Genomic DNA, 12,295 nt, shown 5'->3' on the forward strand with positions numbered 1-12,295 from the left:
GAAGTCAGCCCGCGTTGGCGTACGAGTGCAGGCCCTCGAAGAACAGGTTGACGCCGAACAGGTTCATCAGCATGGTCAGGAAGCCGAGCAGCGCGATCCAGGTCGCCACCGTTCGCTTGACGCTGGGCGTGGCCCGGGCGTGCAGGTAGCCGGCATAGACGACCCACGAGATGAACGCCCAGACCTCTTTGGGGTCCCAGCCCCAGTAGCGGCCCCACGACGCCTCGGCCCAGATCGGGCCCGCGATCAGCGCGCCAAAGGTGAACAGCGGGAAGGCGAAGGCGTGCAACCGGAACGTCAGCCGCTCGAGCGTCACCGCGGCCGGCACGTGCTTGCCCAGCGTGTACGGGAACTTGCGCTTGCCCTCTTCGTACCCGTTGCGGATCAGGAACATCACGGCCGGCACGGCGCCGATCAGGAAGATGCCGGAGCCGATGATGATCGTCGAGACGTGGATGATGAACCAGTACGAGTTGAGCGCCGGGACCAGCGGGCCGACCGGCGTGTAGGCGATCATGGTGGCCGCGCCGAGCATCACGACCAGCGCCAGCGAGGCGAACAGGCCGAGGTGGCGGACGGCCGGGCGGGCCAGCACGACGCCGATCCAGACGGCCGACGCGATGAACGTGGTCGACAGGATGTACTCGTACATGTTGCCCCAGGGCATCCGGTCGGCCGCGACCCCGCGGGTGACCAGACCACCGAGGTGCAGCAGCACGGCGAGCACGTTGATGCCGACCGCGATCATGCCGATCAGTTCGCCGCGGCCGCGCTTGACCGGCGGAACCGGGACGTCATCGGGGACAGGCGGAACAGCGGCGACGGGACCCCCGGCGCCGACGAGTTGCTTCGCCTCGACCGGCCGGACGGCGGCGCGGCCGACCCGGCTGCGCTTGCCGAACGCGTACTCCCCGGCGTAGGCGACCATCGCGAACAGGTACGCGAGGACGGCCGCCGCCATCAACTGATTCGACAACTCCGCCATCAGGGTTTCCCTTCTTCGGCGGCCTTCACCAGAGCCTTGAATTCCTCCGGGAAACCCGGATAGTCGGTGCGCGGCAGGCCACCGGCCGTCACCACGCTACCGCCGCCGGCCGGGGGCGAACCCGGCAGGTCGGCCTGCGGGCGGACACGGAACCACACGCGTCGCCGGTGCCCGGCCAGCGAGAGCATCAGACCGAGCAGGCCGAGCACCGCGCCCACCAGCAGCAGCCCCTGAGCGGGGTCGTGCCGGATCGAGAGCGTCGCGAACTCGCGGGTGCCGACGAACTCGAGCTTGGTGCCGTCGTCCAGGGTCCAGGTGTCGCCGAGCTTGAGCGCGTGCGGGCGGGTGCCGCTGACGTTCTTGAGCTCGCCCGAGGCGATCTGGCCCTGATCGAGCGAGTACACCGAGCCCGGCGTGCCGACGTCGAGGCCCAGATCACCACGGTAGGCGGTGAGATAGAGCATCGGGTTGTTCTCGGCCGGGAAGGCCGAGGTCGCGCTGCCGTCGGTGGGCGAGGTCGGCAGGTATCGACCCTCGAAGCCCACCTGGAGCGCCGGGTCCCGTTTGTCGGTCTTGGGGTCGATGTTGGCGTCGGGGAACTGCGCCACGCCCTCGCTGGTCTGCATGCCGTCGATCGGCAGGAACGGCACGACCTTGGTCTGCGAGACGCCGTGCCGGTCGGTGAACTTCAGGATCGGGGCGTAGCCGTGACCGAGCAGATAAACGTTGGCGTCATCGAGCCGCAGCGGGTCGTTGACCGTGAACTTGCGGGTCTCGGCCGGGCCGTTGTCCTGGGTGACCTGCACGGTCGCCATGAACGTCTTGGGCTGGCCGGTGCTCTGGAAGGTGGCGTCGAAGTCGCTCAGTTCGAGGCAGAAGATCGGCAGGTCGGCCGCGTGGACCCGGGGGCCGAGGGTCGAGTCGTCGTACTGCGTGAGCGTGTTGCAGAAGCCCTGGTCGGCCCCGCCGACCAGCAGCCGGTTGGCGTGCCAGCCGTACCAGTGCCCGAAGCCCACCCCGATCAGCACGGCGAGCAGCGAGAAGTGGAAGAGCAGGTTGCCGGTCTCTTTGAGGAAGCCCTTCTCGGCCGAGACCGTCCAGACCCCGTCCTCGCGCTCGCGCACCTTGGTGCGGAACCGGCGGCGGCGCAGATCGGCGGCCAGGCCGGCCGCCACCTCGGCCGGTGCACCCGTACGAGCCAGGTCCTCGGCGTGCTGCGGCAGGCGTTCCATCCGCTTCGGCGCGTCCGGCGGGGCCATCCGCAGCGCGCGCACGTGGTCGATCAGCCGGGGCACCACACAGCCGATCAGCGACGTGAACAGCAGCAGGTAGATAGAGGCGAACCAGGGCGAGGCGTAGACCTCGAAGCCACCCAGGCGTTCGAGCACGGGCGCCAGGTCGGGGTGTTCCTGGTAGTAGCGCGTGACGCGCTCGGCGTTGACCGAGCGCTGCGGGAAGACCGACCCTGGAATGGCCGCGACGGCCAGCAGGAAGAGCAGGACCAACGCCGTACGCATGGAGGTGAGCTGCCGCCACGAGTTGCGCAGCAGGGCCCACACCCGGTTGGTGCGACGCGGCGGCGGCGAAGCCGGCGGCGCGGGACGTTCCTCGACGACGGTCACAGCAGCGTACCCGCGCCGAAGTCGAACGTGGTCATCAGCCACACCAGGAAGTGGTTCCAGCCGCCGGTCACGAGCATGATCCCGACCAGGATGAGCAGCACGCCGCCGATCCGGGTGACCCACTGGCTGTTGCGGCGGATGAACCGGAAGACGCCGAGCAGCTTGCGGAAGAAGAGGCCGAAGACGATGAACGGAATGCCCAGGCCCAGGCTGTAGGCCAGGGCGAGCACCACGGCTCGGTTCGTCTCGCCGCTGGTCGTGGCCAGGGCCAGCACGGCGGCCAGGGTGGGACCGGTGCACGGCAGCCACGAGAAGGCGAAGACCGCGCCGAAGATGGGCGCGCCGACCAGACCGGCCGCGGGCAGCTTGGTGATCCGGGCCTCGCGCTGCAGGCCGGGGATCCAGCCCAGATAGCCCAGGCCCAGCACGATGACCAGCACGCCCAGGCCGATGTTGAGCGCGTCCTTGTGGACCAGCAGGAAACCCAGGTTGGCGACCAGGGTGGCCAGCAGGGTGAAGACCACCGCGAAGCCGAGCACGAAGAGGCTGGTGCCGGCCAGCACCCGGCCGCGGCGGGCGGTGGCCGGGCGGGTGAGGGTGGCGACGCCGCCGCCCTCTTCGGCGGCCGGACGGGAGTCGTCCAGGTCGGAGCCGGCCAGACCGGTGACGTACGAGAGGTAGCCCGGCAGCAGCGGCAGGACGCACGGCGACAGGATGCTCACCAGCCCGGCCAGCGCGGACACCAGCACCGCCAGGACCAGCGGGCCGCCGCTGGCGATCTCGGCGAAGGTCGAGGCCATCAGCCCTGCCCCTCGGCCGCGACCTTTTCGACCAGCGGCTTGAGCTGGGTCTCGGTCGTGGCGCCGCGCAGGGCGACGGCGATGCGGCCTTGGCGGTCGATGACCAGCGTGGCCGGCATGGTCACGTTGGTCACGTCGAACTGGATGCCGACCTTGCCCGGGAAGTCGTAGAGGCTGGGGTAGGTGACCCGGCCCCGCTCGAACTCGCGGGCGGCGTCCCGGTCGTCCCGCGAGTTGACCCCGAGGAAGCTGACGTCTTTGTCCTTCGTGGCCTGGTACGTGTTCTCGAGGTCGTCGGCCTCGGCCCGGCACGGCGCGCACCACGAGCCCCAGAAGTTGACCACGACGACCTTGCCCTTCTGCTGGGCCATGTCGTATGCCGTGCCGTCGAGCAGTTCGCCCGTGATCGGTTCGACCGTCGGCCGCTTGTCGGGCGCGCACTCGACCACTGTGCCGGTGGTGGTGCACTTCTTGGCCCAGTTGCTGTCCTCCCCTCCGCATCCGGCAAGGACACCGGCCGTCACGGCGGCGGTGGCCAGGACTGCGGCGAGGCGGCGCATGGTCAAGCTCCCTTGGCGGTCTTGGCTGTCGCGGAGAGCGCCACCAGGTGCGCGGCGGGCTCGGTGTAGTCGATGCCGACGACCTTCGAGTCTTCGAAGCGGAACGACGTGATGCTGGCCAGCCCGCACTGCCGGCGGCGCGGGTCGTGCCACAGACGCTTCTTTTCTATATAGCGCCGCAGCGTCCAGATCGGAAGCTGGTGCGAGACACAGACCGCCTCGTGCCCCTCGGCGGCCACCCGCGCGGCCTGCACCGCGGCGAACATGCGCTGGGCGATGACCAGGTAGGCCTCGCCCCACGAGGGGGTGATCGGGTCGCGCAGCACCCACCAGTGCCGCGGGTTGGTCAGCGCGCCGTCGCCGACCGAGACCTTCTTGCCCTCGAAGTAGTTCGAGCTCTCGATCAGCCGGCTGTCGCTGGCGATCTCGAGGTCGAACTCGGCCGCGATGGGCACGGCGGTCTCTTGCGCCCGGTCGAGCGGGCTGGCCACGACGTGCGTGACGTCGCGCTTGGCCAGCGACTCGGCCGCCGCCACGGCCATCTGCTTCCCGAGCTCGGACAGGTGGAAGTCGGGCAACCGCCCGTACAGAACCTTGTTGGGGTTGAAGACCTCGCCGTGCCGCATGACGTGGACGGTGGTTTTCGTCGGCTCGCTCATGACTGTGCTCCCCCCGCGGCGGCGGCGCGTGCCGCATACGGCAACGCCGACGCGATCTGCTCCAGCGCTTCCTCGTCGATCGCGGTCGAGACGAACCACGATTCGAAGGCGCTCGGCGGCAGGTAGACGCCGCGCGCCAGCATCTCGTGGAAGAACGCCTTGAACGCACCCGCGTCCTGGGTCTTGGCCGACTCGTAGTCGACCACCTCGGTCGCGGTGAAGAAGATCGAGAACATGTTTCCCGCGTACGCGAGCCGGTGCGGCACCCCGGCCGTGCTCAGGGCGTCCGCCGCGAGCGCGCCCACGGTCGCCGACAGCTCGTCGAGGCGCTTGTAGACCGCGTCGTCGGCCAGCCGCAGCGAGGCCAGACCGGCCGCGCAGGCCAGCGGGTTACCCGACAGCGTGCCGGCCTGATAGACCGGGCCGGCCGGGGCGAGGCGCGACATGATCTCGCGCCGCCCGCCGAACGCGGCCGCGGGCAGGCCGCCGCCCATCACCTTGCCGAAGGTGAACAGGTCGGCGTCGACCGGGTCGAGCCCGGCCCAGCCGCCGGCCGAGACGCGGAAGCCGGTCATCACCTCGTCGACGATCAGCAGTGCCCCGGCCGCGTGGGCGATCTCGGCCAGCCGCTGGTTGAAGCCGTCGCGCGGGGCGATCACGCCCATGTTGCCGGCCGCGGCCTCGGTGATGATCGCGGCGATGTCGGCACCGTCGGCGCGGAAGGCCTCTTCGACCGCGGCCACGTCGTTGTAGGGCAGCACGATCGTCTCGCTCGCGGCGGCGCCGGTGACCCCGGGCGAATCGGGCAGGCCCAGCGTGGCCACCCCGGAGCCGGCCGCGGCCAGCAGCGCGTCGACGTGCCCGTGGTAGCAGCCGGCGAACTTCACGATCTTGGTGCGGCCGGTGAAGCCGCGGGCCAGCCGGATGGCCGACATGGTGGCCTCGGTGCCGGAGTTGACCAGGCGGACCTCGTCGACCGACGTGCGGCGGACGATCTCTTCGGCCAGGTCGACCTCGCCCGCCGTGGGGGTGCCGAAGCTGGTGCCCCGCCTCGCGGCGGCCTGGATGGCCGCGATGACCTCGGGGTGGGCGTGGCCGTGGATGAGCGGGCCCCACGAGCAGACCAGGTCGACGTAGCGCCGGCTATCGGCGTCGGTGAGCCACGGGCCGCTGCCGTGGGCCATGAAGCGGGGCGTGCCACCGACCGCTCGGAACGCACGCACGGGTGAATTGACCCCGCCGGGCACAACGGCCTGGGCGCGGTCGAAAAGGGCCTGGGATACCGGGGCGTCCTCCGGGTAGGGGAGGCCCTCGGGGCGGTATGAGGTGGTCACAGCGGCTCCCATTGTGTCAGCGCGGTTCGGCAAGAATCTCAAGAGGGTTCCTCACATCACCCGAGGATGACCGAATGCGTCATGCCCTGATGTCGGGATCGCCCCGATACGGTCGCGCCCAACAGGCCGAACCAGCGCACAGGCGATAGGCTGGCCCGGTGGAACGACCCGAGCTGTCGATCACGGTTGAGCACGCACCCGACGAGGTCATCTTCCACCTCGCCGGGGAGATCGACGTGCTCACGGTCACCAACCTGTCGACCCTGGTCAACGAGACTTTGGCCGAGCCGCCGGCCCGCATCGTGCTCGACATGGCCGGCGTGACCTTCTGCGATTCCCAGGGGCTCGGCACGCTCGTCGTGCTCAGCCGCAAGGCCCAACATGCCCGTTCTGTCCTGGCTCTCGCGAATGTGGGCGACTTCCTGCTGCGAGTGCTCGATATCACCGGCCTGCGCAGCGCCCTGATGATTTCCAGCACGGCGTAGCCAGCCTTTAGTCCGGTCTTGGGTGGCGGGTGGGGCGGTCGGATGGAGGTTGCCTTGACACCGGCGTGAAGCTTTAGCGTCGGCTTCGACGAGGGGGCATCGGGATGTTGATCGGGGAGCTGGCGACGCGGGCCGGGACGAGCACGCGGACCCTGCGCTACTACGAGGAGCACGGACTCGTGCGGGCCGGCCGGGATGCCAACGGCTACCGCCAGTACGAGGACGGCGAACTGCGCGTGGTGCACGAGATCCGGTCGCTGCTGGCGGCCGGGTTCGGCCTCGAGGACATCCGGCCCTTCGTCGCGTGCCTGCGAGCCGGGAACGAGTCGGGGCACGTCTGCCCCGACTCGGTGCTGGTGCTGCGCCGCAAGCTGGCCGAAGTGGACGGCTTCATCGGGCAGCTGACCGACCTCCGGCAGCAGTTGCGCGCCCAGTTGGACGAGGCCGTCGCACACCGGGAGTCGCCATGTCACACCCAGATCTGCCCGCCCTGACCGATGCCACCATCGGCGCCTACCTGGCCGGGGCCGGGGTTCCGGTCGCCGTCGACGTGTGGGCGCAGTGGTGCCCGCCATGCGGACCCATGGCCCGTACGCTGGCCGAACTCCAACCCGAGTTCGCCGGGCGGCTGGTCGTCACGGCGCTGAACGCCGACGAGAACCCGGAGACTGCCCGCGCGTACGGGATCATGTCGCTGCCGACGCTGCTGATCTTTCAGAACGGAATCGTGACGCAGCGGCTGGTCGGCGCCCGGCCCAAGTCGGTGCTCCGGCCTTGGCTGTCGGGCGCCCTCACCCCGTACGCAAATGTCTAATTGCCCCAGCGGGCCTTTTCGAGCAAAGCCAGCGCCTCGGCCGCCGCATCTTCGCCGCCGCCGCGCAGCACCCGGGCCGCTTCGTCGACCGTGTCGGTGAGCCGCTGCCATTGCGCCTCACGCTCGCGGGTCGCCTCGGCCTGGGCCTTGAGCTGCTGGGTCTTGTTCCACAGATCCACGAAGATCGAGACCTTGGCCCGCAGCACCCATGGGTCGAACGGCTTGGTGAGATAGTCCACCGCGCCGACCGCGTAGCCGCGCAGCGCGAGCTGAGCGTCGCGGTCGGCCGCGGTGAGGAAGAGGATCGGCACGTGCCGGGTGCGTTCGCGCCGCTTGATGTGGCCGGCCGTCTCGAAACCGTCCATGTTGGGCATCTGCGCGTCGAGCAGGATCACCGCGAAGTCGTCGGTGAGCAACTGCTTGAGCGCGGCCTCGCCGCTCTCGACGGCGACCGCGGTCACCGGCAGGCCTTGGAGAATCGCCTCCAGGGCCAGCAGGTTGTCCTTGCGGTCGTCGACCAGCAGGGCCTTCGCGCGCTCGGCCACACCCCATCCTCTCCGTGGGCCTGATCAGCCCAGGTCCGGCTCCGTCGTCTTGTCGGCGTTCACCCAGCGGGCCATCAGTTCGATCAGCTCGTCGAGGTCGACGGGCTTGGTGATGTAGTCGCTGGCGCCGGCCGCGAGGGCCGACTCCCGGTCACCGGGCATGGCCTTCGCCGTGAGAAACACTACCGGCAGATCCTGGAAGCGCTGGTTGCGCCGGATGCCGCGGGTGGTCTCGTAGCCGTCCTGATCGGGCATCATCGCGTCCATCAGCACGATGTCGACCTCCGGGTGCTCGGCCAGCAGACGTACCCCGTCGACCCCGTTGTCGGAGTACAGGACGTTGAGCCCGTGCATCTCGAGCGCGCTGGTCAGCGCGAAGACGTTGCGCACGTCGTCGTCGACGATCAGCACGGTCGCGCCGTCGAGCTGGCGGCTGGCCGGGCTCACCACGTGGCCCTCGAGCACCGGGCCCTGATGCATGACCGGCATCTCCATGAGCGGGATGTCGATCGGCGTCGGGGCCGGCTGCACGACCACCGTGGCCGAGGGCAGCGTGGGCAGGCTCACCGGCGGGATGGCCTCGGCACTCAGCGCGTCGGGCATGTAGAGCGTGAACGTCGATCCCTCACCGGGCCGGGACGAGACCACGATCGTGCCGCCGAGCAGGGCGGCCAGGTCGCGGCTGATCGACAGGCCCAGGCCGGTGCCGCCGTACTTGCGGGTCGTCGTGCCATCGGCCTGCTGGAACGGCTCGAAGATGATCGCCAGCTTCTCGTCGCTGATGCCGATGCCGGTGTCGGTCACCGCGAACGCGATCACCTGCCGGGCCGCGGCCAGGGCCGGGATCTCGAAGTCGGTCTCGGGCGGGGCGCCGAAGATGCTCAGCGTGACCGAGCCGCCGTCGGTGAACTTGACCGCGTTGGACAGCATGTTGCGCAGGATCTGGTGGAGGCGCTGGGCGTCGGTCAGGATCGACTCGGGCAGTCCCGGCTGCAGCCAGACCCGGAACTCCAGGCCCTTCTCGTTGGCCTGCGGCGCGAAGGCCTGCTCGACGTAGCTGCGGACACCCTCGAAGTCGACCTGGTCGGGCTCGACGTCCATCCGCCCGGCCTCGATCTTGGCCAGGTCGAGGATGTCGTCGATCAGCGACAGCAGGTCGGTGCCGGCGCTGTGGATCGTGCGCGCGAACTCGATCTGCTTGTCGGTCAGGTTGGTGTCGGGGTTGTCGGCCAGCAGCCGCGCCAGCAGCAGCAACGAGTTGAGCGGGGTACGCAGCTCGTGGCTCATGTTGGCCAGGAACTCGGACTTGTAGGCGCTGGCCCGGCTGAGCTGCTGCGCCTTCTCCTCCAGGCCGCGGCGGGCCTGTTCGATCTCGCGGTTCTTGGTCTCGATGTTGGCCTTCTGCTCGCTGAGCAGCTGGGCCTTGTCTTCCAGTTCGGCGTTGGTGCGCTGCAGTTCGGCCGACTGGTCCTGCATCTCGCGGGCCAGCCGCTGCGACTGGGAGAGCAGTTCTTCCGTACGCCGGTTGGCCTGGATGGTGTTGAGGGCGACGCCGATGGTCGAGACGAGCCGTTCGAGGAACGTCAGGTGCAGCCCCGAGAAGGTGGCCACCGAGGCGAACTCGATCACGCCGAGCATCTCGCCCTCGAACAGCACCGGCAGCACGACCAGGTCGTTCGGCGGCATCGACATCAGCCCGGAACGCATGGTCAGGATGCCGTCGTGGGTGGCCCGGACCCGGATCGTGCGGCGCGAGACGGCGGCCTGGCCGACCAGCCCCTCGCCGGGGCCGAACGTCACCTCGTGGTTGCGGGCGACATAGCCGTACGACGCCGCGAGCCGCAGCCGCATGACCGCCTGCTCGTTGTCGACCAGGAAGAACGCGCCGAGCTGGGCGTCGACCAGCGGGGTCACCTCGGTCATGATCATGCGGCACACCTCGCCGAGATCACGCTGGCCCTGCAGCAGGCCGCCGATGCGGGCCAGGTTGGAGTCGAGCCAGCCCTGCTCGGCGTTGGCCTTGGTCGTCTCGCGGAGCGTGACGATCATCTGGTTGATGTTGTCCTTGAGCTCGGCCACCTCGCCCTGGGCCTCGACCGCGATGCTCTGGGTGAGGTCACCCCGGGTCACGGCCGTGGACACCTCGGCGATGGCGCGCAGCTGGATGGTCAGCGTCGAGGCGAGCTGGTTGACGTTGTCGGTGAGGTCTTGCCAAGTGCCGGAGACGCCCTTGACCTGGGCCTGACCACCGAGCTTGCCCTCGACGCCGACCTCGCGGCCGACCCGGGTGACCTCGGTGGCGAAGCTGGAGAGCTGGTCGACCATCGTGTTGACGGTGTCCTTGAGCTCCAGGATCTCGCCGCGGGCGTCGACCGTGATCTTCTGCGACAGGTCGCCCTTGGCCACGGCCGTGGTGACGCTCGCGATGTTGCGGACCTGGGCCGTCAGGTTCGAGGCCATGTAGTTCACGTTGTCGGTGAGGTCGCGCCACGTGCCGGCCACCCCGCGCACCTGCGCCTGACCACCCAGCTTGCCCTCGGAACCCACCTCGCGGGCCACGCGCGTGACCTCGTCGGCGAAGCTCGACAGCTGGTCGACCATGGTGTTCACGGTGTTCTTGAGCTCGAGGATCTCGCCCTGGGCGTCGACCGTGATCTTCTGCGACAGGTCACCCTTGGCCACCGCCGTCGACACCTGGGCGATGTTCCGCACCTGGCCGGTCAGGTTGGAGGCCATCGAGTTCACGTTGTCGGTGAGGTCGCGCCACGTGCCGGCCACCCCGCGCACCTGCGCCTGACCACCCAGCTTGCCCTCCGAGCCCACCTCGCGGGCCACGCGGGTCACCTCGTCGGCGAAGCTCGACAACTGGTCGACCATCGTGTTGACCGTCGACTTCAGCTCGAGGATCTCGCCGCGGGCGTCGACCGTGATCTTCTGCGACAGGTCACCCTTGGCCACCGCGGTGGTGACCGAGGAGATGTTGCGGACCTGGCTCGTCAGGTTGGACGCCATGTAGTTCACGTTGTCGGTGAGGTCGCGCCAGGTGCCCGAGACGCCCTTGACCTGCGCCTGACCACCCAGCTTGCCCTCCGAGCCGACCTCGCGGGCCACGCGGGTCACCTCGTCGGCGAAGGACGACAGCTGGTCGACCATCGTGTTCACGGTCGACTTGAGCTCGAAGACCTCGCCCTGGGCGTCGACCGTGATCTTCTGCGACAGGTCGCCCTTGGCCACCGCCGTCGACACCTGGGCGATGTTGCGGACCTGGGCCGTGAGGTTGGCCGCGAGCTGGTTCACGTTCTCGGTGAGGTCACGCCAGGTGCCGGAGACCCCGCGGACCTGGGCCTGACCGCCCAGCTGGCCCTCGGTGCCGACCTCGCGGGCCACGCGGGTGACCTCGTCGGCGAACGACGACAGCTGGTCGACCATCGTGTTGACCGTGTCCTTGAGCTCCAGGATCTCGCCCTGGGCGGCCACCGTGATCTTCTGCGACAGGTCGCCCTTGGCCACCGCCGTCGAGACCTGGGCGATGTTGCGGACCTGGCTGGTCAGGTTGGAGGCCATCGAGTTCACCGAGTCGGTGAGGTCTTTCCAGGTGCCGGCGACGTTGGGTACTTCGGCCTGGCCGCCCAGCTTGCCCTCGGTGCCCACCTCGCGAGCGACCCGGGTCACCTGCTCGGCGAACAGGCGCAGCGTGTCGGTCAGGCCGTTCATGGTGTCGGAGAGCTCCGCCACCTCACCGCGCGCGGAAACCGTGATCTTCTGGGACAGATCACCCCGGGCCATGGCCGTCGCGACCTGTGAAATTGATCGCACCTGGTGGGTCAGGTTGGAGGCCATCGTGTTCACCGAGTCGGTCAGGTCCTTCCAGGTGCCGGCCACGCCGCGGACGTCGGCCTGGCCCCCCAGCTCACCCTCGGTGCCCACCTCGCGGGCGACCCGCGTCACCTCGTCGGCGAACGACGAGAGCTGGTCGACCATCGTGTTGACCGTGCGGCCGATGCGCAGGAATTCACCCCGTAGGGGTCGCCCGTCCATCTCGAGCGCCATGTGCTGAGACAGGTCGCCCTCGGCGACGGCCACGATGACCCGGGAGATCTCCGTGGTCGGGCGGCCCAGATCGTCGATCAGAGCGTTCACTGATCGGACGCTGTCGGCCCAGGCCCCGTCGAGGCCCTCGTCGTCGAGACGCTCGGTGAGCCGGCCGTCGCGGCCGACGATGCGACTGATCCGTCTCAGGTCGAGATTCTGCCGCTCCTGAAGCGAGACCACCTCGTTGAACGCGTCGGCGACCTCGCCCGGTAAACCGCTGCGGCGGGGCAGCCGAACCTTGAGATCGCCACGGCGAACGCGCCGCAGGGCCTCGGCGAGTTCACCGAGCACTGCGGTGTCGTCGGGCATGCCGACGCTGGCTTCTTTGGCCGCGGTCATGCTGTCCTCACTCGCTGTCCATCCTTGGTGGGCCCCCTATCCTCTCTCGCCCGACCGGGT

11 protein-coding genes are annotated in these 12,295 nt (G+C 69.4%); 3 read left to right on the forward strand and 8 right to left on the reverse strand.

Annotated elements, in window-relative coordinates:
* Positions 1 to 4: 4 nt before the first annotated feature.
* From ccsB to hemL, 6 genes are read right to left on the reverse strand one after another with little or no spacing between them, the layout of a single operon-like run.
* The gene (gene ccsB, locus M1L60_RS00065; RefSeq protein WP_253235124.1) at positions 5 to 985 is read right to left on the reverse strand and encodes a c-type cytochrome biogenesis protein CcsB; all 981 of its coding nucleotides are present in this window, start codon (positions 983 to 985) and stop codon (positions 5 to 7) included.
* The gene (resB, locus tag M1L60_RS00070) at positions 985 to 2,607 is read right to left on the reverse strand and encodes a cytochrome c biogenesis protein ResB (protein WP_253235125.1); all 1,623 of its coding nucleotides are present in this window, start codon (positions 2,605 to 2,607) and stop codon (positions 985 to 987) included. The genes ccsB and resB overlap by 1 nt, the downstream gene beginning before the upstream one ends.
* Positions 2,604 to 3,407 (reverse strand): cytochrome c biogenesis CcdA family protein, encoded by an 804-nt coding sequence (locus M1L60_RS00075; protein WP_253235126.1) that lies wholly within the window; start codon positions 3,405 to 3,407, stop codon positions 2,604 to 2,606. Before M1L60_RS00075 ends, resB begins: the two co-directional genes overlap by 4 nt.
* The gene (locus M1L60_RS00080) at positions 3,407 to 3,967 is read right to left on the reverse strand and encodes a TlpA family protein disulfide reductase (protein ID WP_253235127.1); all 561 of its coding nucleotides are present in this window, start codon (positions 3,965 to 3,967) and stop codon (positions 3,407 to 3,409) included. Before M1L60_RS00080 ends, M1L60_RS00075 begins: the two co-directional genes overlap by 1 nt.
* A gap of 2 nt (positions 3,968 to 3,969) precedes the next feature.
* Positions 3,970 to 4,626, reverse strand: coding sequence for a histidine phosphatase family protein (locus M1L60_RS00085; RefSeq protein WP_253235128.1), 657 nt, complete (start codon positions 4,624 to 4,626; stop codon positions 3,970 to 3,972).
* The gene (hemL, locus tag M1L60_RS00090; protein WP_253235129.1) at positions 4,623 to 5,972 is read right to left on the reverse strand and encodes a glutamate-1-semialdehyde 2,1-aminomutase; all 1,350 of its coding nucleotides are present in this window, start codon (positions 5,970 to 5,972) and stop codon (positions 4,623 to 4,625) included. Before hemL ends, M1L60_RS00085 begins: the two co-directional genes overlap by 4 nt.
* 146 nt (positions 5,973 to 6,118) lie before the next feature.
* Here hemL and M1L60_RS00095 point away from each other — a divergent pair, with 146 nt between their 5' ends.
* The 3 genes from M1L60_RS00095 (at position 6,119) to M1L60_RS00105 (ending at position 7,259) form a co-directional block, all read left to right on the forward strand.
* A complete protein-coding gene (locus M1L60_RS00095) occupies positions 6,119 to 6,445 on the forward strand; it encodes an STAS domain-containing protein (protein WP_253235130.1) in 327 nt (108 codons plus the stop codon).
* Between the two features lie 104 nt (positions 6,446 to 6,549).
* Complete coding sequence (locus M1L60_RS00100) at positions 6,550 to 6,939, forward strand: MerR family transcriptional regulator (protein ID WP_253235131.1); 390 nt, start codon at positions 6,550 to 6,552, stop codon at positions 6,937 to 6,939.
* Positions 6,912 to 7,259 (forward strand): thioredoxin family protein, encoded by a 348-nt coding sequence (locus M1L60_RS00105; protein WP_253235132.1) that lies wholly within the window; start codon positions 6,912 to 6,914, stop codon positions 7,257 to 7,259. The genes M1L60_RS00100 and M1L60_RS00105 overlap by 28 nt, the downstream gene beginning before the upstream one ends.
* Here the strand turns inward: M1L60_RS00105 and M1L60_RS00110 are convergent.
* Both M1L60_RS00110 and M1L60_RS00115 read right to left on the reverse strand, forming a co-directional pair.
* Positions 7,256 to 7,804 carry a response regulator gene (locus M1L60_RS00110; RefSeq protein WP_253235133.1) on the reverse strand — a complete coding sequence of 183 codons (549 nt, stop codon included), beginning with the start codon at positions 7,802 to 7,804 and terminating at the stop codon, positions 7,256 to 7,258. The two genes, M1L60_RS00105 and M1L60_RS00110, sit on opposite strands and share 4 nt — an antisense overlap.
* A gap of 24 nt (positions 7,805 to 7,828) precedes the next feature.
* Positions 7,829 to 12,235: a HAMP domain-containing protein gene (locus tag M1L60_RS00115; protein ID WP_253235134.1), complete on the reverse strand. Its 4,407-nt coding sequence runs from the start codon at positions 12,233 to 12,235 to the stop codon at positions 7,829 to 7,831.
* Between the last annotated feature and the right edge of the window lie 60 nt (positions 12,236 to 12,295).

Origin of the sequence: Paractinoplanes aksuensis, from assembly GCF_024137025.1 — a bacterium.
In the GTDB taxonomy this organism is placed as follows: domain Bacteria; phylum Actinomycetota; class Actinomycetes; order Mycobacteriales; family Micromonosporaceae; genus Actinoplanes; species Actinoplanes aksuensis.